Consider the following 21,832-nt stretch of genomic DNA (forward strand, 5'->3'; position numbering starts at 1 on the left):
GTACGACGTCAGTTCGCGGCGACCTTCTCGGCGTCGGCCGCGGGCTTGGCCGGAGCCTTGCGCGCCGGAGCCTTCTTGGCGGGCGCGACCGCCGGAGCAGCCTTCTCAGCGGGCGCCTCGACCGGCTGCGGCGGCCGCGGGCGCGCGGCGAACTCTTCGAACACGTAGCGCGGGTTCTGCACGGTCGACAGGTTCACCATGTCGCGGCCGAGCCAGAAGTTGTTCCACCAGCCCCACAGCACACGCCACTTGCGCTCCCACGACGGCATCGCCAGGCCGTGGTAGCCGCGGTGGGCGAGCCACGCGATCCAGCCCTTGAGGGCGATGTTGCCCGACTGGAACACGCCGACCCAGAGGCCGAGGCCCGCGACGGCACCCAGGTTCTTGTGGATGTACTCGCGGGGCACCTCACCGCGGAGCACCGCGACCAGGTTCTTCGCGAGCAGCTTCGCCTGACGCACGGCGTGCTGGGCGTTGGGCACGCAGTAGCCGCCCACGCCGCCACCGGTGAGGTCGGGCACGGCCGACACGTCGCCGGCCGCCCAGGCGCCCTCGACGACCTCGTCCTCGGTGCCGACACGAAGGTCGGCGCGGGTGCGGATGCGGCCGCGCTCCTCGACGGGGAGGTCACCGCCGCGCACGACGGTCGGGTTCGCCATGACACCGGCGGTCCAGATGATGAGGTCGCTCGGGATCGTCTCGCCGGTCGACAGCTCGATGTTGCCGCCGACGGCACCGGTGACCTGCGTGTCGAGGTGCACCGAGGCGCCGCGCTTCGCGAGGTTCTTCAGCACCCACTCGCTCGTCTTCAGCGACACCTCGGGCATGATGCGGCCCATCGCCTCGATGAGGTGGAAGTGCGTGTCGTCGAACGTGAGCTGCGGGTAGCTCTTGACCAGCGAGGAGGCGAGCGAGCGCAGCTCGGCGAACACCTCGATGCCGGCGAAGCCGCCGCCGACGACGACGACGGTGAGCAGGCGGTCGCGCTCGGGACCCGCGGGCAGCGTCGACGCCTTGTCGAAGTTCGACATCAGCTTGTCGCGGATCGCGACGGCCTCTTCGATCGTCTTCAGGCCGATCGCGTTGTCGGCGATGCCGGGGATCGGGAAGGTGCGCGAGACGGCGCCCGCGGTCACCACGATCTGGTCGTAAGCGAGCTCGTACGGCTCGCCCGCGATCGGCGTGATCGTGGCGACCTTGTTCGCGTGGTTGATGCCGGTCACCTTGGCGGCCACGACGTTCGTCTTCTTGAGGTGACGACGCAGCGCCACCACCGAGTGGCGGGCCTCGATCGAGCCGGCGGCGACCTCGGGGAGGAACGGCTGGTAGGTCATGTAGGGCAGCGGGTCGACGATGGTCACGTCCGCCTCGCCCTTGCGCAGATGCTTCTCGAGCTTCCAGGCCGTGTAGAAGCCTGCGTATCCGCCACCGACGATGAGGATCTTGGGCACGGTGTTGGTCACGGTTTGGAGTACTCCTCCTGTGTCAGCGGCTCGGCGCGCGGGACGCCAATCGGATGCGTCGGACAGCAGCGGTGACGCCGAGCGCCACCAGTATAGCCGTCGCCGTGACCAGCAGGAGCGGGAGGGTGCCGTAGATGACCGTGTCCCGATCGGGAAGGAGGGGCGATGCCGCGCGGGTCATGGGTTCCGCGTCCGGCAGCGGTGGAACCTCCACGGGCGCAGCCGGCTCCTCGGGCATCGGCGCGACCGCCGCCCGGCGGTACAGGCGAACCCAGTCCGCGAGGCTGCCCATCGGGTTCGCGGTGACGCTCGGGATGCTCGCCGAGACGGCGGCCGCAGCATCCACCAATCCATAGCCGTAGAGGAGATCCGGCACGTCCGTCGCACCCGCCGCGGGGCGGGCGGTCTTGATGATGCGGTTGATGACGTTGTTCGCGTCGAGTTCGGGGTGCGCCGCCCTGACGAGGGCCGCGATGCCGGCGACGATGGGCGCCGCGCCGCTCGTGCCGTCCCACGAGACCAGGGTCGAGTCAGCCGACACGCCGACGAGTTCCTCGCTCGGCGCCGAGACGCCGATGGTGATGCCCTGCGTCGACGCGTCGACGCTGGCCTTGCCGGAGCGGTCGACGCCGCCCACCGTCAGCACGCCCGGGATCGTCGCGGGAGCGCCGACGCGGGTCGTCCCGCTCCCCCGGTTGCCCGCGGCCACCACGATGACCACATCGTGCTCGAAGGCGTAAAGGAAGGCGTCGTCCCAGCTCTCGGGCCAGTCCGGCACGTTCGTCGCGAGCGACATGTTGATGACGTCCGCGCCGTTGTCGACCGACCAGCGGATCGCGTCGGCGATCTGATCCGAGAACGGGCGCTGGGCCGACGACCCGAACGCGACCGACACCGACAGAAGCTGCGCCTCGGGCGCGACGCCGATCATGCCGCTGTCGGGGCCGGTGCCCCGGCCCGCCGCGAGGGAGGCGACCCAGCTGCCGTGGTCCTTGTCGACGGCGCCGACGGGCGTGCGCCCGTCGGACGAGCCGGCCCCGGAGACATCCGTCCCCCCGGCGACCGCGCCGTCGAACGCGACGGGACCGCGACCGATCCCGGTGTCGATGACCGCGATCTTCACCCCGGCGCCGCGCGTGGTCTCCCACGCCTTCTCGACGCCGTAGTCGGTCAGCCAGTACTCGGCCTCGCGCACCGGGTCGCCCGCGGGGGCGGCCTGCGCCGCCGCGGGGGCGGCGGCGACGAGGGTCATCGCGACGGCGGCCGCGGCGACCCCGGCAACGAGGCGCCGGATCATCCGTCCGATCCCGGCTGCGAGCACACGCAGCGCTCCGGCGACCACGACGACATGGCCAGCGCGCGGTCGCCGATCGGGTTGACGCCAGGCCCTGCTGCCAACGCGTGACCGGCGAGCGCGTGCAGGCACTTCACCCGCGTCGGCATGCCGCCGGCGGAGATGCCCGCGATCTCGTCGACCTCGCCGAACTCGGCGCGGTCGCGCAGGTAGGCCTCGTGCGCGCGCCGGTATGCGGCGGCGACCTCCTCGTCGGCGGCGAGCTCGCCCTGGAGCTCGCGCATCACGTGATCGGCTTCGAGCACCGACATCGCCGCGGTCGCGGCGGGGTGCGTGAGGTAGTAGAACGTCGGGAACGGGGAGCCGTCGGGGAGCCTCGGCGACGTCGCGACGACGGTGGGGTTGCCGCACACGCAGCGGGCGGCGATGCCGACGACGCCGCGCGCAGGACGACCGAGCTGTTCGCGGAGCACGGCCAGGTCGGCGTCGCTGACAGGGGGGTACGGCGGGGTCGTCACAGAGATGCTCCTTGGTCGGGCTCAGATTAGCGGCGCCACCTGGGACGGTCCTGGACCGCAGGGCGCGCGGACGCGCCGCCGTCGACTCGGCGGCCGGCTTCGCTCACGGCGTGGGAGTGGGCGAGGGTTCGGGGTCGGGCACGCCTACCGTCACGGGCGTCACGGTCTGCGCGAGCCCGGCCTCGGTGACCGAGCGCACGAGCTTCGACATCCAGTCCGCGTCGGCGGCCCGGAGTTCGTCGCTCACCGGGTCCTGCTCCTGCGGCGCGAGCTCGGGGGGCAGATCGTCGTCGACGAGGTACACGACCTCGCCGGGCTTCACGTAGTACAGCCGCTCACGCGCCTGCGTGGTGATGTAGGCGGGGTCCTGCCAGCGGTCGCGCTGCGACTCGAGCTCGGCGACCTCGTCGCGGCTGAGCTGCACCGCCGCCTCCAGCGCGGCCACCTGCTGGCGCTGGTCGACGTAGGTGCCGATCGTGGGGACGAGCACGAAGGCCGCGAGCACGACCAGGCCCATCATGATGACCATGAAGCCGGACAGACGGATGCCGCCGAGCCATGCCCGCACGTCGACAGGGCGTCGCGCGCTCACGGGGCGGCGACGGGGCGCGGCGGCACCGGCGCCGGTCCCCAGGGTACGAGAAGGGGAAGCCGTCGTCTTGGCCACGGCTCCCCCTCTCGCTACGACGTCTTCAGTGCATCAGCCCTTGAATCGGGGGAATGCTCCGCGGCCCGCGAACACCGCGGCCTCGCCGAGCTCCTCTTCGATGCGCAGAAGCTGATTGTATTTCGCGACGCGCTCGCTGCGGGCGGGCGCGCCGGTCTTGATCTGACCCGCGTTGACGGCCACCGCGAGGTCGGCGATGGTGGTGTCCTCGGTCTCGCCCGAACGGTGCGACAGCATCGAGCGGTAGCCGTTCTGAGTGGCGAGGGCGATCGCGTCGAGCGTCTCGGACAGCGTGCCGATCTGATTCACCTTGACCAGCAGCGCGTTGCCGACGCCGAGGTCGATGCCGCGCTGCAGGCGCTCGGGGTTCGTGACGAACAGGTCGTCGCCGACGAGCTGGACCTTCTTGCCGATCTTGTCGGTGAGGTCCTTCCAGGCGTCCCAGTCGTCCTCGGCGAGGGCGTCTTCGATCGTGACGACGGGGTAGTTCGCGACGAGGTCGGCGTAGTAGTCGGTCAGCTGCTCGGCCGACCAGGCCTTGCCCTCGACGGTGTACACGCCGTCCTTGAAGAACTCGGTCGCCGCGACGTCGAGGCCGACGCCGATGTCCGCGCCCGGGGTGAACCCGGCCTTCTCGATCGCCTTGATGAGGAAGTCGAGCCCCTCGCGGTTGCTGGGGAGGTCGGGCGCGAAGCCGCCCTCGTCGCCGAGCCCGGTCGAGAAGCCGGCGGCCTTCAGCTCGCCCTTGAGGACGTGGTAGACCTCGGTGCCCCAGCGCAGCGACTCGGCGTAGGTGTCCGCGCCGATCGGGGCGAGGAAGTACTCCTGGAAGTCGATGCCGTTGTCGGCGTGCTCGCCGCCGTTGATGACGTTGAACAGCGGCACGGGCAGGACGTGCGCGTTGGGGCCGCCCAGGTAGCGGAACAGCGGCAGGTCGGCCGAGTCGGCGGCCGCCTTGGCGACCGCGAGCGAGACGCCGAGGATGGCGTTCGCACCGGTGCGCGACTTGTTCTCGGTGCCGTCGGTGGCGATGAGGATCTCGTCGACGAGACGCTGCTCGCTCGCCTCGACACCCTCGATCGCGGGGCCGAGCTCGTCGATGACGGCCGCGACCGCCTTCAGCACGCCCTTGCCGCCGTAGCGGCTCTTGTCGCCGTCGCGCAGCTCGTACGCCTCGAAAGCGCCGGTCGACGCGCCCGAGGGGACGGCCGCGCGCTGGACGATCCCGTCGTCGAGCAGCACCTCCACCTCGACGGTCGGGTTTCCGCGCGAGTCGAGGATCTCACGGGCGCCTACAGCCTCGATCTGTGCCACAGGGGGTCTCCTTGCTTGGTGGAGGGTGGTTCGTCGGAGCGTCGTCGGTCCGCCCACGAGTCTAGTGATGACGGATGCCGCGGCCAGAGGTTTGCGTCATACGACGAGCGCGATCGCGATCCCGTCGTAGCCTTTGGCATCGAGCGTCTGGATGGCGGTCGCGTCGAACCGCGGGTCGCGGCCGAGCATCTCGAGGCCGCGCTGCACGCCGATGATCTGGGGATTCTCGGTCGCGGGGTTCGCGACCTCGCCACCGCGGACGGTGTTGTCGACCATCACCACCGTCCCCGGGCGGCCGAGCCGGGCGGCCCAGTCGATGTAGATCGTGTTGGACTCCTTGTCGGCGTCGATGAAGACCAAGTCGAACGGCGCGCCGCCGTCCAGGGTGGGCAGCACGTCGGCGGCGCGCCCGACCTTGATCTCGACCTTGTCGCCCACGCCGGCGCGATCGAGGTTCGTGCGCGCGAGGTCGGCGTTGCGCGGCTCGGCCTCGATCGTCACGACCTGGCCGTCATCGGGCACGCCACGGGCGAGCCAGATCGTGGAATAGGCGCCGAGGGTGCCGATCTCGAGGACGCGGCGCGCTCCCGACATCCGCGTGAGCAGGTGGAGGAACTTGCCGTTGACCGGTGCGACCTCGATGGCCGGCAGCCCCGCGTCGTTCTGGTCGGCGACCGCCTGATCGAGGCCCGGATCGTGTCCGACCAGCAGCTCGGTGAGGTACGCGTCGACTCGCTGCCACTTCTGCGGAGTGAGCCAGGTGTCAGGGGTGGGATCGGCCATGCCCACAGCCAATCCTCGACGGCCGCCGGGCGTCAAGACCTGACAGCGGTCCGCTCGACGAGCGCTTCGAGAAGCGCAGCGCCGGTGCCGGCGTCGTCGACGGTCACCACGAACCGCTTGCCGCTGCGGCGGAACACCTCGATGGCCTCACCGGTGCGGAGCACGACCCCGAACCGGCGCCCGGTGCTGAGGCGAATCCCCCAGCCGCCGAACTCCCCCATCGGGTTCACCTCGACGCGCGCTGCCGAGACCACGTCGGCGAGCGGGAGGTGGAACCGCGGGACGCCGAGCACGGAGTCGACGTGCAGGCCGCTGTCGTCCACGCGCACGTGGAAGGCGAGCGTCGTCGCCGCGAACACGAGGAGCAGCAGCGCGATGCCGGTGAGGAGCCAGGCCAGGACCGGCTCGGCGCCGGTCAGCCAGGCGACTGCGGCCGCGACGGCGACGGCGAGCACGGCGGCGACGATGGCGATCGCTCCACCGAGGGTCATCGCGGTCGCTCGCACCCACACCGCGCGCTCGCCGGCGGCGAGTGCGAGCGGCCTCGCCGGCGCCGGGGTATCGTGTGCTGCCTGCTGGTGGGGCTGCAGGTACCACGCGCCCACCCCCGCCAGCGCGGCGGCCGCGAGCGCCGCCACGAGCGCGACCCAGACGGTGGGCGCGTCGCCCGCGCCGTCGAGTGCGGCCTGCATCGCGAACGTCACGGTGAACGCAACCGTCGTCAGCGCCGACGTCGCCGCCGCCGTGGCGCCCATGAGGCGGTACGTGGCTCCCCGCTCTCCGCGACGCAGCCCCGGAAGGCTGGTCAGCGCGATGAGGAACGGGATGCCGAGCCCGAACACCGCGGTCATCAGCGGCTGCGTCCACGCCGGGGCGAATCGGTCGGCCTCCCCCGCCGCGTTCCAGTGCACCGCGACGGTCGACGGCACCTGGGGAAGCAACGCGAGCTGGACGGCGACGCCGACGGCGACGAGCAGGACGGGCAGCCACACCGCGACGAGCACGAAGCGGCGGACGACCAGGTCGGAGCGGTCAGTGGTGGTGGCGTTCGTCATGGGCGGCGATCTCCTTCACGAGAGCGGCGAGTGCGTCGGACGGGAGCCCCGCGGCGCGCGCCCGCGCGACGAGGTCGTGGATGTCGTGGTGGAGGGCCTCGAGGGTCGACGCCTGCGCCGTGATGACCGCGCCGCGCCCTCGGCGGAGCTCGACGAGCCCTTCGTCGCGGAGGTCCTGGTAGGCGTGCAGCACCGTGTGGACGTTGACGCCGAGCGCGGCAGCGATCTCGCGGGCGGCGGGAAGCCTGTCACCCGGCTGCACACGGCCGGCCGCGGCATCCGCTCGCACCGACGCTGCGATCTGCGCGAACAGCGGCGCGTCGCTCTCGGGATCTATTCTCACCAACACGCAGTTATTCTATGATAACTAGAACAACATGATGACCAGATTGTGGAGATCGACCAAGCGAATGCGGCCCGCGTGGCGATTCGGCCATGCTGAGGCGCATGCGCGTGACCCCTCGACGCCTCGCCGTCGGCATGAGCCTGTGGATCCCCAACCTCTTCAGCGGCATCCGCGTACGGAGGTTCGCCGACGACTGGACGAGCGCCACTGTCGAGCTGCACGTCAACGTCTTCACGCGGAACTATGTGAAGACGGCGTTCGGCGGCTCGATGTCGGCGATGACGGACCCGTACTACTTCATGCTGGTCATGCACCAGCTCGGCCGCGACTACGTCGTGTGGGACACCCGCGGTGAGATCGAATTCCTGAAGCCCGGTCGCGGCGTGCTCACGGCACACTTCGCGGTCCCGCGGGAGAAGGCGGAGGCCCTCCGCGAGCGCGCACGCGGCGGCGCGAAGGTGCTCGAGTGGTTCGAGACCGACATCACGGATGCCTCGGGAGACGTCGTCGCGCGCGTGCGCCGCGAGGTGTACGTCCGCGAGAAGAAACGGGTGACCGCGGCGTCGACGGCCGGCGCGTAGCGGCGCTCCTCACAGGTCCGCGCGGTAGTCCGTGGCCGTGAACCCGAGCACCGCGCGGAAGTCGTTCGCCAGGTGCGCCTGATCCGCGTAGCCGAGCTCGGCCGCGATGTCGGCGAGCGGCGCATCCGGGTCCTCCCGCACGCGCTGCGCCGCCTCCTGCAGCCGCCGGCGCCGGATCATCGCGGCCGGCGACAGCCCGACCGTGCGGTGGGCGAGCCGCTGGAGGGTGCGCACCGAGACCCGCAGTCGCCCGGCGGCGTCGTCGAGGCGGAGGATCGTCGGGTCGCTCATCAGCAGGTCCGCCATCGCGTTCGCGAGGCGCGCGTCGGACGTCGGCGGCCCGACGCGCGCCGCGAGCCACGCCGAGATGATCGCAACCGCCGCATCCAGGTCGGGCATCGCCGCCGACACGGAGAGATGCAGCTCCGGCTCGTCGAGCACGATGTGCGCATCGACGAGGTCGCTCGGCGCGTCGTGCAGGCAGGCGTAGGCAGCAGGCTTCAGCAGCACCCCCACCGCCCAGCCGCTCCCCCGCAGCTCGCGCTCCGACGCCCGCGTCGTGGCGCCCCACAGCGTGACGGCGTCCGGCTCTACCGCGAGGTTCGCGGCCGGGTAGCCGAGGATCGGCTGTCGCGAGACGACGCCGTCGGGAAGATCCCACTGCGGGATCCAGAACCACTCGAGGAGAGCGGATGCTGCGCCCACGGGCGCGAGCCGGGTGAAGCGCGGCAGGCGCTCCGGGTAGAGCACGCCGCGCGTCGGATCGGTCACCCCGTCACGGTAGTGCGCGGCTCCGACACCCGGAACCGAGGGTGTCGCGAATCTTCAAGACCGCGGCATCCGTCCCTCGCGAGCATGGAGGCATGAGCACTCAGAACACGACCGGCGTGACCGGTGCGCACACGACCGACGGACGCCCGAACGGCGCGACCAGCCTCACCCCCTTCCTCGCGATCCGTGGAGCGAAAGAGGCGCTCGACTTCTACCGCGACGTGTTCGGCGCACGCGTGACCGACGTCACCGAGTTCGACGGGCTCGTCGTGCACGCGGGGCTGGACTTCGGCCTCGGCATCCTGCAGATCGGTGAGCCGTCCCCCGCGTACGGTCTCGTCCCCGCGCCGGAGGGCGACGACGACTGCTACTCGATCGGCCTCTACGTGCCCGACGCCGACGCGGTGACCGCCCGAGCGGTGGCCGCGGGAGCGACCGTGCGCGAAGCGCCTTCGACCTTCGTGTCGGGCGACCGCTACGCCAGCGTGCGCGACCCGTTCGGTGTGCGGTGGTCGATCATGACGCGGGTTGAGGACCTGTCGGACGAAGAGAGCGCCGCGCGCGTCGCGGAATGGGCCGCCTCGGTCAGCGCAGGCTGACGGCGTCCTCCCGGGCGGCGGCGAGCTCGGCGACGAGCGCGGGCAGCAGCGCCTCGGCGGTGCGGCGGTAACCCAGCGCGCTGGGGTGGAAGCGGTCGAGGCTGAACATCTCGTCGGGCTGGGTCACGAAGAACGGCCCGACGGCTCGGCCGAGCGACACGGCGCGCGCACCGGTGCGGGCGGCGGCGACGGCCTGCGCGTCGGCGAGCTGGCGCGACAGGCGGGAGCCGAGCGCGCGCAGCGGCTGCGGCACCGGACGGAGCGCCCCGAGATCGGGGCAGGTGCCCACCACGACGACGGCGCCGCGCGCCCGCAGCCGCACGATCGCCGCCTCGAGATGGTCGATCGATGTCGACACCGGCACGCGGTGCGTGATGTCGTTGCCGCCCACCACGATGACGGCGGCGTCGGGGCGATAGTCCGCGGGCAGCGCATCGACCTGCGCGGCGAGCACCGATGACTCCGAACCGACGATGGCCGCCGTGCGCAGCCGCACCGGCCGGCGCTCGGCGCGCGCGAGGCCCTTCGCCAGGCGGCCGCCGAGGGTGTCCTTGCGCCGCTCTGCGCCGAGCCCGGCCGCGATCGAGTCGCCCAACACGACGAACTCGAGCGGCGGACCCTCGAAGCGGCGGGCCCACACGCGGTCGGCGTCGAGCGCCTCCTCGCCGAGCGGCTTGCCGATCCTGCGCCGCGCGACCGCCGCCTGGCGCTTCAGCACGGCGCGGCCGCCGAGCAGTACGAGCCCCGCGCCCAGCACGATCCCGGCGGTGCCGATGACGACCGAACGCGGCGGGATCTCACGCGAACGAGCCATGCCTACATGCGACAACAGCCGGGTGAACGGATGCTGACGCCCCACTGACGCGGCGGTGCGGCGCCACGCCCCCACGTGAGCGGTCGCCGGACCGTCGCGCCTCCGCGCACAGGTTCCCTGCGAAGTCCGGACTTCGCCGCAGACGAGGCCCGGTATCCCTGCGATTCCGGGACCGCACCCCTCCACCAAGCGAACGCACACAGGGCGGCGTCGACCATCCTGCGAAGTCCGGACTTCGCAGCGTGTTGTCGCAGGCGAGCCGCGAAACCCGGACCGCAGCCGGGCCATGGTCTACGAGGCGGTCACCTCTTCGACCGCGGCGGCGACGCGGCGCTCGCGGGTCTCGGGGCGCTTGGCCTCGGTCACGCCGCGAGCCAGCTCCTTGCGGCGCGAGAACGCCAGCGCGTCGAATGCCGCCCGCACGCCGGCGGCCTCGAGCGCCGCGGCGAGGTCGTCCGGCACCTCGACTTCGCGCTCGGCGGTGTCGAGCTCGATCGTGGCGTCGACCTCGTCGCCGATCTCGACGCCGAGCTCGGCGCGGACGGCCTTCGAGAAACCGATGAGGTTGCGCCCGCCCATCACGCCGAGACGCACCCGTGCGGTGCGTCCGCCGATCCCGACGACGATGGCGGCCCGCTTGCCGCCGCCGAGCTCGGCGACCTGCTCATCGGTCAGTTCGATGGCGGTGGCCGGGCCCATCGGCGCGAGCACGGTGTGGATCTGCAGCGTCATGGCCCCATCCTCGTGGGCGCGGGGGCAGCCCGGAAACCCCGAACCGCCGATTCTCCCTCGCGGGCTAGAGTTCGCCCGTGACCTCCCCCGCGCTCCAGCGCCGCCTCGGGCTCGGCGACGCCGTCTTCATCGGCCTCGGCTCGATGATCGGCGCCGGCGTCTTCGCCGTGTGGGCGCCGGCGGCGGATGCTGCGGGCACGGGCCTTCTCATCGGCCTCGCGATCGCCGCCATCGTGGCGTTCGGCAATGCGACCTCGTCGGCGCAGCTGGCCGCCGCCTATCCGACGTCGGGCGGAACGTACGCCTACGGACGCGCGGAGCTCGGCCCCTGGTGGGGGTTCGTTGCGGGCTGGGGCTTCGTCATCGGCAAGATCGCGAGCTGCGCGGCGATGGCGCTCACGTTCGCCGCGTACGCCGCCCCCGCGGGATGGGAACGACCCGTCGCGATCGCGGCCGTCGTCCTGCTGACCGCTGTCAACTGGTTCGGCGTCACCCGCACCGCCGGCGCGGCGCGGGTGGTCGTCGTGATCTCGCTCGGCGCGCTCGCCGCAGCGGTCACGGCCGCCTTCTCGGCGGGCTCGGCCCCGGACTGGTTCACGTCCGAGACCCTGTGGGCGGGCGGCGGCTATCGCATCCTGCAGTCCGCCGGGCTGTTGTTCTTCGCGTTCGCCGGGTACGCGCGCATCGCCACGATGGGCGAGGAGGTGCGCGATCCGCGTCGCGTGATCCCGCGGGCGATCGTGATCGCGTTCGCCATCGCCCTCGCGGTATACGCGGTCGTCGCGGTCGCTGTGCTGAGCGCGCTCGGCCCCGATGCCGTCGCCTCGTCGACCGAGCCCGTCGCCGAGGCGGGCGCGCAGTCGGGCTGGGCGTGGATCGAGGTGGTCGTGCGAATCGGCGCCGCAGCCGCGTCGCTCGGCGCACTGCTCGCACTCATCGCGGGAGTCAGCCGCACCGCGTTCGCGATGTCGCGCGAGCGGGATCTCCCCGGCTTCCTCGACGCCGTGCACCCCCGCTGGCATGTGCCGCACCGCGCAGAGCTCGCCGCAGCCGCAGTCGTGGTGCTGCTCGTGGCGCTCGTCGACCTCCGCGGCGCGATCGGCTTCTCATCGTTCGGCGTGCTGCTGTACTACTTCGTCGCGAACGTCGCCGCTTTCCGCCAGCGCGGCGACGCGCGACGCTACCCGGTCACTCTCCAGGTCGTCGGCGGGATCGGATGCCTCGTCCTCGCCGTGACGCTCCCGTGGCAGTCCGTCGTGGCCGGCGTGATCGTCGTCGCGGTCGGGGTGACGTACCGCGCGCTTCGCCTGCGTCGGATCAGGCGAGGGGCTTGACCTCGAGGGCGTCCGCCGTCGAGCCGGCGGCGACGGTGGCGAAGGCGGTGTAGCCGTCGGATGCCGCGCGCTCGAGCAGCGCCTTGAGGTTCTTGGTCCGCTGCTCCAGGCGCACGCGCGAGCCCTGGCGCACGAGCGCGGCCTTGAGCGCGAGGAGCTCGCCCTCGGACACGTCGCGGTCGTGGACGAGGACGACCGCCGGGGCCGCAGCATCCGTCCGCTCCGCCACCAGGTCGACGATGCGCTCGAAGCCGATCGAGAACCCGACGGCGGGAGCGTCCTGGCCGAGGAAGCGGCCGATCATGCCGTCGTAGCGGCCGCCGCCGCCGAGCGAATAGTCGACAGAAGGGTGCGCGAGCTCGAAGATCGTGCCGGTGTAGTAGCCCATGCCGCGCACCAGGAAGGGGTCGAACACGAGCGGGATGTCGCCCTCGAGTCCGGTCAGCGAACCGCGGGCCGCAGCGACCGCGGCGCCGATGCCGACGAGGTGCGCGACGACCTCGTCGGGGGCGCCCTCGGGGAGCGCCTTGCGGATCTGCCGCTCGCCGTACGGGTGGTACTCGAGGGTCATCGGGCGGCGGAGGAACGCCGCGAACGCGTCGACGGCGGCTGGGGTCGCCCCCCGCTCGCTCAGCTCGGCGACGATGCCGTCGGGGCCGATCTTGTCGAGCTTGTCGATCGTGATGAGGACGCCCGGGCGCTCGTCGGTGGTGAAGCCGAAGCTGTCGAGCATCCAGTCGAGGGCTCGCCGATCGTTGATGCGCACGCTCGCGCCCTCGAGTCCGAGCGCGTCGGCGGTGTCGAGGGTCGCGACGACGAGCTCCGCCTCGGCGCGGGCCGACGCATCGCCGATGATGTCGATGTCGCACTGCATGAACTGGCGATACCGGCCCTTCTGCGGACGCTCGGCTCGCCAGACCGGCGCGATCTGGATCGCGCGGAACACCGACGGCAGCTGGCCGCGGTTGGTCGCGTAGAAGCGCGCGAGGGGCACGGTGAGGTCGTACCGCAGGCCGAGGTCGGTGAGCGCGGCCGGGTCGTCGGCCGCGGCCCGGATCGCGTCGGCGTCGAGACCGCGCTTGAGCACGTTGTAGGCGAGCTTCTCGTTGTCGCCGCCGATGCCCGCATGCAGCCGCGAGTACTCCTCCATGACAGGCGTCTCGATCTCGTCGAACCCGTGTGCGCGGTAGCGCTCACGGATGACGGCGAGCACGCTCTCGCGACGGGCCTTTTCAGCGGGGAGGAAATCGCGCATGCCGCGCGGCGGATTGACGGATGCCACGCCCCTATCCTTCCAGGTCGAATCGAGGTCACTCCTCCCGAGGGGCCGCAGGCGCTCTTTCCAGGTCCTCCGTGGTCCCTTCGGCGGCACGGATGTCGCGCTCGAGCCGGCGCAGGCGCTCGCGCAGCGCGCGCTCCGCGTCCCACCCCTTCGTCCGGGCGGTCGCGACCAGGCCCAGGAGCGCGTCCCCGAGCGCCTCCTCCGTCGTCGGTCCGTCGGCGTCAGTCCGGCGAGAGTACAGCTGGTCACCGAGAGGTAGGGAACCAACCACACCCTCGTCCGCCAGCTGTACTCTCGCGGATTCTGGAAGGGCGGCTTGCGGGGGCACCGTCGGGGGCACGGAGGGGGCTACGCCCACCTGGGCCGCCTTCGACAGGAGCTTCTGGGCGAGGGCGAGGCTCGGCATCCGCTCGCTCACGCCGTCGAGGACCGAGCGGCGCTGGTGCTTCTCGGCCGCCTTCGCGGCGTTCCAGTGGATGAGCACCTCCTCGGGCGTCGTCGCCACCGCGTCGCCGAAGACATGAGGATGCCGCCGCACCATCTTGTCGGTGAGCCCGCGGGCGACGTCGTCGATGTCGAAGGGGTCGTCCTCGTCGCGCGACGCGATCTCGGAGTGGAACAGCACCTGCCACAGCAGGTCGCCGAGCTCTTCGCGGAGCTCCTCGCGCGTGCCGGTCTCGACCGCGTCGATCAGCTCGGCGCTCTCCTCCACGAGGTAGGGCACGAGGGCGCGGTGATCGATCTGCTGTGTCCAGACGCACCGGTCGCGCACGGCGCGCATGACGTCGGCCGCCTCGCGGAGCGGGTCGGGGGCGCCGGGTGGATTCGCCCCGTTCACGTCGTCACGGATGCTGCCGCCGTCCGGCGTCGATAGTGCCATGCCCGCCACGATACGAGCCCCGCGGCCAGGAGGAGCGAAATCACGGAACCTGCCAGCACACCGAGCGTCGCCTGGTCGCGCAGCGCCGCCGCGTCGGAGAACGCGAGCTCGGACAGCAGCAGCGACACGGTGAACCCGATACCGCCGAGGGCGCCGGCGGCGAGCAGGTCTGCGAAGGCGAGCGGCGGTGCGCTCCCCTTGTGCCCGACGCGCAGGGAGATCCACCCGAACAGCGAGATGCCGATGACCTTGCCGACAGGCAGCGCGACGAGTACGCCCCAGAAGGCCGGCGACAGCTCCGACAGCGGCACCGACGGGATCGGCACGAGCGCCGCGGAGAAGGCGAAGACCGGGAGCACGATGACGTTGACCCACGGCTCGAGCTCATGGCGCACCCGCAGCGCGGGCCGCTGTGCCATGGCGAGCCCGAGCACGACGCCCGCGATCGTGGCGTGGACGCCCGACAGGTAGACGAGCACCCACGTCGTGATCGCGAGCAGCACGAGCACGACGGCGATCGGCACGCGCGCGCGCGTGTCGAGCTGCCGGCTCAGGATGCCGAAGGCGACCACCGCGACGGCGGCACCGGCGAGCGCCGCGACGTTCACCCCTGTCGTGAAGAGCACTGCGATGAACACGATGCCGACGATGTCGTCGAGGATCGCGAGCGCGAGGAGGAACACCCGAAGCGCGGACGGCAGCCCGCGGCCGAAGACCGCGAGCACGCCGAGCGCGAAGGCGATGTCGGTCGCGGTCGGGATCGGCCAGCCCGCGGTGGCGTCGGACCCCCACGCCATGGCGGCGTAGATCGCGATCGGGATGAGAACCCCGCCGGCCGCGGCGATCGCGGGCTGCATCGCCTTGCGCGCCGAGTTCAGCTGGCCGGACGTGAGCTCGTACTGCAGCTCGACGGCCACGACGAAGAAGAAGACGGCGAGGAGTCCGTCCTTGATCCAGTGCGACACACTGAGCTCGAACACGCCCGGGATACCGAGGTACGCGTGCATCGCGTGGTCGACGGCAGGACCCCACGCCGAGTTGGCGACGAACAGACCGAGGGCTGCCGCGACGAGCAGGATGATCGCGGGAAAGCGGGCGGAGCGGAGAAGCGACATCTGGCCTCCGGGAGGGAATCGCGGGTCGACGAGGACGTGCCGACCAGACTTCCCGGCGCTCCACGGGCCAGTGTACCGAGCGGGTTCGCCACGCCGCGGCGCGATTGCCCGGCCGATCGTCACACAGCGTCCACCGTCACTTCGGGGAAACACCGCGACGTTAGCCTGGAGAGATGCGTGAACTCACCCACACCGAAGCGATCGACCTCGTCGGGCGGTACGAGGCGGAGCAGGCGATCCCCGAGCAGATGCGCGGCGACGTCCGCATGCTGGGGACGCTCCTCGGTCAGGTGCTCAGGGAGAGCGGATCGCCGGGACTGTACGAGGATGTCGAGCGCCTGCGCACCGCGACGATCCAGGCGTACACCGACGAGACGCCCGAGGCCTTCGCCCGCGCCGCCGCCATCGCCGACTCCTTCACGATCGCCCGCGCCGACGAGGTCGCCCGGGCGTTCACCGCCTACTTCCATCTCGTGAACCTCGCCGAGGAGCACCAGCGCGTGCGCGTGCTGCGCGAGCGCGACGGCCGCCCCGACCGCGAGCAGGCGACCGACTCGGTCGCCGCCGCGTTCGTGCGCCTGGCTGCCGAGGTCGGCGACGACACCGCGCTGAAGCGCCTGCAGGGCATGCGGTTCCACCCCGTCTTCACCGCACACCCGACCGAGGCGCGCCGCCGCGCAATCTCGACGAGCATCCGCCGCCTCGCCACCCTCCTCGAGGAGCACGACGCCTCGCTGCGGGGCGGCGCCGACGAGCGTCGCGCCGAGCGTCGCATGCTCGAGGAGATCGACACCCTGTGGCGCACGGCGCCGCTGCGGCCGGAGAAGCCGGCCCCGACCGACGAGGTGCGCGCCGTGATGGCCGTGTTCGACGACACGCTCTACACCGCGGTCCCCCACGTCTACCGCCGCGTCGACGACGCCCTGCAGGGCCCCGCCGCCGGTGGTCGCGCGCCCGTCGTACGCCCGTTCGTGCGCGTCGGCTCGTGGGTCGGCGGCGACCGTGACGGAAACCCGTTCGTCACAGCATCCGTCACCCGCAAGGCCTCCGCGATCGCGAGCGAGCACGTGCTGATCGGCCTGGCGCGCACCACCAGCCGCATCGGCCGCACGATGACGCTGGACGCGTCGACCACGCCGCCGAGCGATGCCCTGCTCACGCTGTGGCGGCGCCTCAAGGCCGCCGACGAGGATGCCGCGAAGGACATCGCGAAGCGCTCCCCCGACGAGCCGCACCGGCGCATCCTGCTGCTGATCGCCCGCAAGATCGAGGCGACCCGCGCGCGTGACGCCGACCTCGCATACCGCGATCCCGAGCACCTGATCGCCGACCTCCGCGTCGTGCAGGACTCGCTCGTGCAGGCCGGCGCGCCGCGCCAGGCCTACGGCCACCTGCAGCAGCTGCTGTGGCAGGTCGAGACCTACGGCTTCCACCTCACCGAGCTCGAGGTGCGCCAGCACTCCGCCGTGCACGCCAAGGTGCTCGCCGAGCTCGAGTCGGGCGCGCCGCGCAGCGAGCTCGCCGAAGAGGTGCTCGACGTCGTGCGCACGGTCGGGTTCCTGCAGGAGCGCTACGGCCCTCGCGCCGCCGGACGCTACATCGTGTCGTTCACGCAGTCCGCCCAGGATCTGGCGAACGTCCACAAGCTGGCCGCGTACGCGGTCGGCCCCGACGGCACGCCCCCGGTGCTCGACGTCATCCCGCTGTTCGAGACGTTCGCCGACCTGCAGGCCGCACCCCGCATCCTCGCCGAGATCGTCGAGCACCCCGAGTTCGCCGCGCGCCTGGAGGCCACCGGTCGACGCCTCGAGGTCATGCTCGGCTACTCGGACTCCTCGAAGGACGTCGGCCCCGTCGCCGCCAACCTCGCGCTCTACGAGGCGCAGGCGAAGATCGCCGCCTGGGCAGACGAGAACGGCATCGAGCTCACCCTCTTCCACGGCCGCGGCGGCGCCCTCGGCCGCGGCGGCGGACCCGCGAACTCGGCGATCATGGCGCAGCCGCCGCACTCCGTCGACGGCCGCTTCAAGCTCACCGAGCAGGGCGAGGTCATCTTCGCCCGCTACGGCGACCCCGCGATCGCGATGCGGCACATCGACCAGGTCGCCGCGGCGATCCTGCTCGCCTCGTCCCCCTCGAACGAGGAGCGCAACCGCGCGGCGGCCGATCGGTACGCCGGCGTCGCCGCGACGATGGACGCGGCATCCCGCGAACGCTTCTTCTCGCTCGTGAAGGCACCCGGCTTCGCGCCGTGGTTCGCGCGCGTGACGCCGATGGAGGAGATCGGCCTTCTGGCCCTCGGCTCGCGTCCGGCGCGCCGCGGCCTGTCGGTCGAGTCCCTGGAAGACCTCCGCGCGATCCCGTGGGTGTTCGCGTGGACGCAGGCGCGCATCAACCTCGCCGGCTGGTTCGGCCTGGGCACGGCGCTCGAAGCCGTCGGCGACGAGCCGCTGCTGCAGCAGGCGTACCAGGAGTGGCCTCTCTTCCGGACGCTGATCGACAACGTCGCCATGAGCCTCGCCAAGACCGACGACCGCATCGCCCTGCACTATCTCGAGCTCGGCGACCGCGACGACCTCGCGAGCCTCGTGCGGGACGAGATGCATCTCACGCGCGACTGGGTGATCCGCATCACCGGCGGCACCGAGCTGCTCGGCAACAAGCCGGTGCTGCAGCGGGCCGTCAAGATGCGCAGCCCCTATGTCGACGCCCTGTCGCTCCTTCAGCTGCGCGCGCTGCGGGCGCTGCGCGAAGCCCCCGAGGGCGCCCCCGTCGACCCCGAACTTCAGCGCCTGCTGCTGCTGTCGGTGTCGGGCGTCGCCGCGGGTCTGCAGAACACCGGCTGACCCCGACGCCGCCGCGCGTCGCAACCGGGATCGCTCCGGAGCCGGCGTACCGTGGCGCCCATGGCACGGATCGTCGCCGAAGTCTGCCCCTGGTGCGGGTCGCTCGATGTGCGAGCGACCGAACCGCGGTGGTTCCGGATCGAGTGGGAGCGTCGAGGCCACCTCGACGACGGCTCGGTCGACCACCTCGAGTTCCGCTGCCGCGATTGCGGCCTCGCCTGGGACTGACGTCGGAGATCCACGGATGCTGCGGCCCGCGGCATCCGTCGCCCTCGTCTGTCGACTACCGGGCGCGGCGAGGCTTCTTCGTGCCGACCATGTACGGAAGCCCTCGCCCCACCGCCGAGAACGTGCTGCCCAGCCGCGAGCGCAGTGTCGGCTTGAGCGTCTCAGAGCCGACGCCGTCCAGGTCGGCGACGTCGACGAAGTAGGCGTGGACGCTGCCGATCCCCTCGAGATCCGGAGTGATCTCGCCGACGGTGCCGGGGAGCGACGGCGTGTCGGCGCTGTAAAGGTCTTCGGTGAGCAGGACGTACTCGGGGATCCCGACGGAGTTCTTGAGCAGTCGATGCACCAGGATCACGTCGATACCGACGAGCTTCGACCTGCCACTGATGCTCTGCGTCGCGACGTCTCCTACGTGCGCGACGAACTTCAGCTTGAGGTCGCGCGCCTGGCGGCAGCCGCCGCACGGGCAGAGGTTCTGCACGACGTACTCGCGTTCCCGGTGAAAGGCGCGATGCATCGCGACGGCGACCTGCAGGATGTCCGCCAGCGTCGCGTCGCGGTCACCCGAGCCGGCACGCCGCGAGAGGAAGGCCCCGTCTCCTTCGATCTCGACGAGTTCGAAGCCACGGGCTGCCCGGACGATGCTCTGGAGCATCCGCGCGGTGTTCACCTCGGCGTGCGCGAGCGTCAGACGGTGGGAGCCCATGTACTCGGTGTAGCCGCCGATGTCGGCGATCAGCAGGGCCGTTCGCGAAGTCGTCATGTGTCACATCCCCTTGGATTGGTCCCGGTCATCCGCGCTCCTCGCGATGCGGGAGTCGTCGAGCGGTGCGTCCGGTGCGAACCGATCGAGTTGCTCGTCGACGCTCGTGGCGGCCGCCTGCGCGCTCGGCGCGTAGCCGAGCACCACCGCGGTGAATCTGTCGGACGCCAGTGCTTTCAGGTGAAGGGCGGTGTGCGCGGCCACGGTTGCCGTTCGGCGCGTTCTGCGCAGCAGCGCGATCTCGCCGAAGCCCTCCCCTTCGCCGAGCGTCGCGACGACCCGGCCGTCCCCGATGACGTCCGCCGTGCCACGTTCGATCACGTAGTAGCGATCGCCCACGTCACCCTGGGTGAAGACGGACGTGCCTGCCGCCACATCCACCGGCTCGAGACCACGGGCGAGCTGCTCGATCGAGGGCAGCGGCAGCGGCTTGAACATCGGCACGTTCTGCAGAAGCGACACCTCGACGTCGAGCGCGTCGACGGATCGATCGAGGCGCCGCAGCCGCCACCACGATGCGACCGCCAGCACGGGGCAGACCAGGCCGATCACCACCAGCGCCGGCTCGACGCCGATCCATGCGATGACCGCCGACGCCAGAATCGAGCCGATCCCGATCGAGATCGCCACCAGGCTCTCCAGCACGCCGAACACACGTGCCATCACTTCGTCGGGCGCGAGCCTTCCGATCAGCGTGAACCCGGCGAGGTCGATCAGCGCGTTGCCGACGCCGACGAACGAGAGCAGGAGGAGCGCGGCCGCCTGCTGCGGGAAGACGCCGACGAGGGCGATGGGCAGACCCCATAGGGCGACGCCGACCGCGAACCACGCCCCCAGACGCCCGGTGCCCACCAGCAACGAGGCGGCGAGCGATCCGACGACGGCACCGACGCCGACGGCCGCCATGAGCGCACCGGCACCGGACTCGCCCATGCCGAGCAACTCGATCGCGACGACGACCGAGAAGACGGTCAGCGCACCGCGCGTGAGCGATTGCGCGGCCGCCAGCCCGAGGATGAGCAGGAGATCCCTGCTGCGGCCGACGGCGCGCAGTCCCTCAGCCGCCTCCTTCAGCAGGTCGGGGCGCGGCGCCGGCGGCCGTGGCGGGGCGTCGTAGCGCACGCGGAACAGCAGCGCCGCCGCCCAGAGGGACGCCGCCGCCGCGACCGCGAACACGATCGACACGTCGGCGAACGCGAGGACGATCGCCGCGAGCAGCGGACCGACGAGCGTCGCGACCGAATCGAGCAGCCCTCGCACGACGTTCGCGCTGGCAAGCTCGTGGCCGGTGCGGCACAGCGTGGGCAGCAGCGCCGAGTGCGCCGGGCGGAACAGGGTCGCGGCGATCGTGGACAGCACCGCGAGGGCGTAGATCACGGCGATCGGGCCCGAGATCGCCACCACGACCGCGGCGACGGCTGTCGCCAAGGCTCGCAGGACCGAGACGACCACCAGCACACGCTCGCGCCGGCCGCGATCGGCGAAGGGCGACAGCACCGGGGCCAGGATCGCGGAGGGCAGCATGCGCAGCAGCCCGACCAGACCCAGGGCGAGCGCCCCGCCGTCGTTGTACGCGACGATGCCGAGGGCGACCGTGAACGCCCATTCCGCCGTCCATGCCCCGAGGAAGCTCAGCTGGGCGCGGCGCAGATTGGCGTTGCGCCAATTGCTCGAGAAGGCGCCCACGGCCTGACCGAACTTCGAACGGGTCCCCAGACGGCCCATGCGGAGACTTTATGGCCTGGGATACTGCGATGGCCAGCATCCGTGCGCCGACGAGCACCGCGATCGGGACGCAGCATCCATCCCGTCTCGTTCAGTCCACCGGGCGGTCGTCGGCGTGGCGCGCGAGGCTGCGGCCGTAGCGTTCGGTGAGCTGCACCATCAGGTCGGGCGTCTCTCTGTCGAGGCCGAAGACGTAGCCGGGGAAGTCGAGCTCGCGCTGCGCGGCCCAGACCTCCTCGTGGCGATCGGGCGGCAGGATCTGCACCGGGTCTCCCACCGCGACCCAGCCGATCGGCACGGTCGACTCGGGTGGGAGCGTGGTGCGCAGGTGCACGACGGCGTTGATGCGCACCTCGCTGCGTGCGCCGATGTGCGCGCCGTTGAAGATGCGCGTGCCGGTCGCGAGGAAGACCTCCTCCTCGACGACGGCGCCCGAGATGCTCGCCATCGGGCCGACGAGCACGTGGTCGGCGATGTGCACCGGATTCGTCGCGGTCGCGCGGATGAGCGCGTTCTCCATCACGATGACGTTCGCGCCGAGGGTGATGGCGCCGCCTTCCGCCGTGATGACCGCGCCGTGGAGGATCTGGCAGTCGGCGCCGATCTCGACGTCGCCGCTGATCACCGCGGTCGCCGCCACGACCGCGTCGGGGTGGATGCGGGGCTGTGCCCCGAGGTGCTCGAACCGCATCGTTGTGCCTCCCGCCGTCGTGGATGGGGCC

22 protein-coding genes are annotated in these 21,832 nt (G+C 71.7%); 5 read left to right on the forward strand and 17 right to left on the reverse strand.

Features of this window, described 5'->3' with window-relative positions:
• Nucleotides 1–8: 8 nt before the first annotated feature.
• The 8 genes from ACVN90_RS11935 to ACVN90_RS11970 all read right to left on the reverse strand — a co-directional run bounded on the left by ACVN90_RS11935 (nt 9) and on the right by ACVN90_RS11970 (nt 7,443).
• Nucleotides 9–1,451 (reverse strand): NAD(P)/FAD-dependent oxidoreductase, encoded by a 1,443-nt coding sequence (locus ACVN90_RS11935; RefSeq protein WP_374978222.1) that lies wholly within the window; start codon nt 1,449–1,451, stop codon nt 9–11.
• A 34-nt stretch (nt 1,452–1,485) separates the two neighbouring features.
• A complete protein-coding gene (locus tag ACVN90_RS11940) occupies nt 1,486–2,760 on the reverse strand; it encodes a S8 family serine peptidase (protein ID WP_475098462.1) in 1,275 nt (424 codons plus the stop codon).
• On the reverse strand, nt 2,757–3,275 hold the full coding sequence (locus ACVN90_RS11945) for a DUF501 domain-containing protein (RefSeq protein WP_475098463.1): 519 nt from the start codon (nt 3,273–3,275) through the stop codon (nt 2,757–2,759). The genes ACVN90_RS11940 and ACVN90_RS11945 overlap by 4 nt, the downstream gene beginning before the upstream one ends.
• A 103-nt stretch (nt 3,276–3,378) precedes the next feature.
• Nucleotides 3,379–3,867 (reverse strand): FtsB family cell division protein, encoded by a 489-nt coding sequence (locus tag ACVN90_RS11950; RefSeq protein WP_475098464.1) that lies wholly within the window; start codon nt 3,865–3,867, stop codon nt 3,379–3,381.
• Nucleotides 3,868–3,975: 108 nt separating this feature from the next.
• On the reverse strand, nt 3,976–5,256 hold the full coding sequence (eno, locus tag ACVN90_RS11955) for a phosphopyruvate hydratase (RefSeq protein ID WP_475098465.1): 1,281 nt from the start codon (nt 5,254–5,256) through the stop codon (nt 3,976–3,978).
• A 96-nt stretch (nt 5,257–5,352) separates the two neighbouring features.
• On the reverse strand, nt 5,353–6,039 hold the full coding sequence (locus tag ACVN90_RS11960; protein WP_475098466.1) for an O-methyltransferase: 687 nt from the start codon (nt 6,037–6,039) through the stop codon (nt 5,353–5,355).
• Between the two features lie 32 nt (nt 6,040–6,071).
• A complete protein-coding gene (locus ACVN90_RS11965) occupies nt 6,072–7,094 on the reverse strand; it encodes a DUF1648 domain-containing protein (protein ID WP_475098467.1) in 1,023 nt (340 codons plus the stop codon).
• Nucleotides 7,072–7,443 carry a GntR family transcriptional regulator gene (locus ACVN90_RS11970; protein ID WP_475098468.1) on the reverse strand — a complete coding sequence of 124 codons (372 nt, stop codon included), beginning with the start codon at nt 7,441–7,443 and terminating at the stop codon, nt 7,072–7,074. Before ACVN90_RS11970 ends, ACVN90_RS11965 begins: the two co-directional genes overlap by 23 nt.
• A 98-nt stretch (nt 7,444–7,541) precedes the next feature.
• Between ACVN90_RS11970 and ACVN90_RS11975 the strand changes: the two genes are divergently transcribed.
• Nucleotides 7,542–8,021: a PaaI family thioesterase gene (locus tag ACVN90_RS11975; protein WP_475098469.1), complete on the forward strand. Its 480-nt coding sequence runs from the start codon at nt 7,542–7,544 to the stop codon at nt 8,019–8,021.
• Nucleotides 8,022–8,030: 9 nt separating this feature from the next.
• Here the strand turns inward: ACVN90_RS11975 and ACVN90_RS11980 are convergent, their stop codons facing one another.
• Complete coding sequence (locus tag ACVN90_RS11980; protein WP_475098470.1) at nt 8,031–8,792, reverse strand: AraC family transcriptional regulator; 762 nt, start codon at nt 8,790–8,792, stop codon at nt 8,031–8,033.
• A gap of 92 nt (nt 8,793–8,884) precedes the next feature.
• Here ACVN90_RS11980 and ACVN90_RS11985 point away from each other — a divergent pair, with 92 nt between their 5' ends.
• Entirely contained in the window at nt 8,885–9,391 is a 507-nt protein-coding gene (locus ACVN90_RS11985) for a VOC family protein (RefSeq protein ID WP_475098471.1), read from the forward strand.
• Here ACVN90_RS11985 and ACVN90_RS11990 read toward each other — a convergent pair.
• Together ACVN90_RS11990 and ACVN90_RS11995 are read right to left on the reverse strand one after the other, a co-directional pair.
• Entirely contained in the window at nt 9,378–10,205 is an 828-nt protein-coding gene (locus tag ACVN90_RS11990) for an SGNH/GDSL hydrolase family protein (protein WP_475098472.1), read from the reverse strand. The two genes, ACVN90_RS11985 and ACVN90_RS11990, sit on opposite strands and share 14 nt — an antisense overlap.
• A 291-nt stretch (nt 10,206–10,496) precedes the next feature.
• Nucleotides 10,497–10,937, reverse strand: coding sequence for a YdeI/OmpD-associated family protein (locus ACVN90_RS11995; protein ID WP_475098473.1), 441 nt, complete (start codon nt 10,935–10,937; stop codon nt 10,497–10,499).
• 77 nt (nt 10,938–11,014) lie between these two features.
• Here ACVN90_RS11995 and ACVN90_RS12000 point away from each other — a divergent pair, with 77 nt between their 5' ends.
• On the forward strand, nt 11,015–12,271 hold the full coding sequence (locus ACVN90_RS12000; RefSeq protein ID WP_475098474.1) for an APC family permease: 1,257 nt from the start codon (nt 11,015–11,017) through the stop codon (nt 12,269–12,271).
• Here the strand turns inward: ACVN90_RS12000 and hisS are convergent.
• The 3 genes from hisS to nhaA are packed head-to-tail and all read right to left on the reverse strand — an operon-like array spanning nt 12,255 to nt 15,548.
• Nucleotides 12,255–13,526 (reverse strand): histidine--tRNA ligase, encoded by a 1,272-nt coding sequence (gene hisS / locus ACVN90_RS12005; protein WP_475102112.1) that lies wholly within the window; start codon nt 13,524–13,526, stop codon nt 12,255–12,257. The two genes, ACVN90_RS12000 and hisS, sit on opposite strands and share 17 nt — an antisense overlap.
• 55 nt (nt 13,527–13,581) lie before the next feature.
• Nucleotides 13,582–14,433, reverse strand: a complete 852-nt coding sequence (locus tag ACVN90_RS12010) for a MazG nucleotide pyrophosphohydrolase domain-containing protein (RefSeq protein ID WP_475098475.1) — start codon at nt 14,431–14,433, stop codon at nt 13,582–13,584.
• Complete coding sequence (nhaA, locus tag ACVN90_RS12015; protein WP_475098476.1) at nt 14,388–15,548, reverse strand: Na+/H+ antiporter NhaA; 1,161 nt, start codon at nt 15,546–15,548, stop codon at nt 14,388–14,390. Before nhaA ends, ACVN90_RS12010 begins: the two co-directional genes overlap by 46 nt.
• A 173-nt stretch (nt 15,549–15,721) precedes the next feature.
• On the opposite strand from nhaA, the gene ACVN90_RS12020 reads away from it, so the two are divergent.
• Both ACVN90_RS12020 and ACVN90_RS12025 read left to right on the forward strand, forming a co-directional pair.
• On the forward strand, nt 15,722–18,394 hold the full coding sequence (locus ACVN90_RS12020) for a phosphoenolpyruvate carboxylase (protein ID WP_475098477.1): 2,673 nt from the start codon (nt 15,722–15,724) through the stop codon (nt 18,392–18,394).
• A gap of 60 nt (nt 18,395–18,454) precedes the next feature.
• Nucleotides 18,455–18,622 carry a hypothetical protein gene (locus tag ACVN90_RS12025; RefSeq protein ID WP_475098478.1) on the forward strand — a complete coding sequence of 56 codons (168 nt, stop codon included), beginning with the start codon at nt 18,455–18,457 and terminating at the stop codon, nt 18,620–18,622.
• 55 nt (nt 18,623–18,677) lie between these two features.
• Here the strand turns inward: ACVN90_RS12025 and ACVN90_RS12030 are convergent, their stop codons facing one another.
• The 3 genes from ACVN90_RS12030 to ACVN90_RS12040 all read right to left on the reverse strand — a co-directional run bounded on the left by ACVN90_RS12030 (nt 18,678) and on the right by ACVN90_RS12040 (nt 21,801).
• Nucleotides 18,678–19,385 (reverse strand): DUF2652 domain-containing protein, encoded by a 708-nt coding sequence (locus ACVN90_RS12030; RefSeq protein WP_475098479.1) that lies wholly within the window; start codon nt 19,383–19,385, stop codon nt 18,678–18,680.
• Between the two features lie 3 nt (nt 19,386–19,388).
• The gene (locus ACVN90_RS12035) at nt 19,389–21,110 is read right to left on the reverse strand and encodes an MFS transporter (RefSeq protein ID WP_475098480.1); all 1,722 of its coding nucleotides are present in this window, start codon (nt 21,108–21,110) and stop codon (nt 19,389–19,391) included.
• Between the two features lie 91 nt (nt 21,111–21,201).
• Nucleotides 21,202–21,801, reverse strand: a complete 600-nt coding sequence (locus ACVN90_RS12040) for a gamma carbonic anhydrase family protein (RefSeq protein WP_475098481.1) — start codon at nt 21,799–21,801, stop codon at nt 21,202–21,204.
• Nucleotides 21,802–21,832: the final 31 nt, after the last annotated feature.

Source organism: Microbacterium sp. F01 (assembly GCF_056156365.1).

Coding starts and splice junctions, on each gene's coding strand:
- ACVN90_RS11940 (WP_475098462.1), bottom strand. CDS start 2,760: ATGATCCGGCGCCTCGTTGCCGGGGTCGCCGCGGCCGCCGTCGCGATG.
- ACVN90_RS11960 (WP_475098466.1), bottom strand. CDS start 6,039: ATGGCCGATCCCACCCCTGACACCTGGCTCACTCCGCAGAAGTGGCAG.
- ACVN90_RS11965 (WP_475098467.1), bottom strand. CDS start 7,094: ATGACGAACGCCACCACCACTGACCGCTCCGACCTGGTCGTCCGCCGC.
- ACVN90_RS11975 (WP_475098469.1), top strand. CDS start 7,542: ATGCGCGTGACCCCTCGACGCCTCGCCGTCGGCATGAGCCTGTGGATC.
- ACVN90_RS11985 (WP_475098471.1), top strand. CDS start 8,885: ATGAGCACTCAGAACACGACCGGCGTGACCGGTGCGCACACGACCGAC.
- ACVN90_RS11990 (WP_475098472.1), bottom strand. CDS start 10,205: ATGGCTCGTTCGCGTGAGATCCCGCCGCGTTCGGTCGTCATCGGCACC.
- ACVN90_RS11995 (WP_475098473.1), bottom strand. CDS start 10,937: ATGACGCTGCAGATCCACACCGTGCTCGCGCCGATGGGCCCGGCCACC.
- hisS (WP_475102112.1), bottom strand. CDS start 13,526: ATGCGCGATTTCCTCCCCGCTGAAAAGGCCCGTCGCGAGAGCGTGCTC.
- ACVN90_RS12010 (WP_475098475.1), bottom strand. CDS start 14,433: ATGGCACTATCGACGCCGGACGGCGGCAGCATCCGTGACGACGTGAAC.
- nhaA (WP_475098476.1), bottom strand. CDS start 15,548: ATGTCGCTTCTCCGCTCCGCCCGCTTTCCCGCGATCATCCTGCTCGTC.
- ACVN90_RS12020 (WP_475098477.1), top strand. CDS start 15,722: ATGCGTGAACTCACCCACACCGAAGCGATCGACCTCGTCGGGCGGTAC.
- ACVN90_RS12025 (WP_475098478.1), top strand. CDS start 18,455: ATGGCACGGATCGTCGCCGAAGTCTGCCCCTGGTGCGGGTCGCTCGAT.
- ACVN90_RS12030 (WP_475098479.1), bottom strand. CDS start 19,385: ATGACGACTTCGCGAACGGCCCTGCTGATCGCCGACATCGGCGGCTAC.
- ACVN90_RS12035 (WP_475098480.1), bottom strand. CDS start 21,110: ATGGGCCGTCTGGGGACCCGTTCGAAGTTCGGTCAGGCCGTGGGCGCC.
- ACVN90_RS12040 (WP_475098481.1), bottom strand. CDS start 21,801: ATGCGGTTCGAGCACCTCGGGGCACAGCCCCGCATCCACCCCGACGCG.